Here is a 481-nt window from a genome sequence, read left to right on the forward strand (position 1 = left end):
AAATATTTTGTATTCCGATTTCGGTAGGGTTGACGCTCTGTTAATCGTATTATAAATAAATCTCCTGTCAAGGGTAAATATCCGGGTTTTTAGTGTTTATTTGTATTACATACCGGTTTTATGATTCTTTTACCAAATAAATAAATGACGATGCAAAAAAGTGCGATTAAACCGAAATTATCAGCCATGATGCTCTTCCAATTCTTTATACAGGGCTCTTGGTATGTTACAATGGGGACCTACCTGGGAAAAACGCTGGGATTTACTGGTGTGCAAATAGGATTGGCATACAGCACTGCGGCCATAGCTGCCATTATCTCCCCTGTGGTGGTGGGTATGATTGCCGATCGATTTTTTTCGGCTAACAGGGTATTGGCATTCCTGAATATTACGGGTGCCTTGCTGCTTCTCTGGCTGACCCGGATTGATTCCTTCTCGTTGTTTTTCCCGGTTCTGTTGTTCTACAGCATCTGCTTTATGC

1 pseudogene is annotated in these 481 nt (G+C 41.4%); it reads left to right on the forward strand.

Going from position 1 to position 481, the window contains the following annotated elements:
* Window positions 1-150: 150 nt before the first annotated feature.
* Window positions 151-481, forward strand: a pseudogene (locus B4G81_RS00010) (MFS transporter); the annotation flags it as partial.

It is taken from the genome of Proteiniphilum sp. UBA5384, from assembly GCF_002410825.1.
Taxonomy (GTDB): Bacteria; Bacteroidota; Bacteroidia; order Bacteroidales; family Dysgonomonadaceae; genus Proteiniphilum.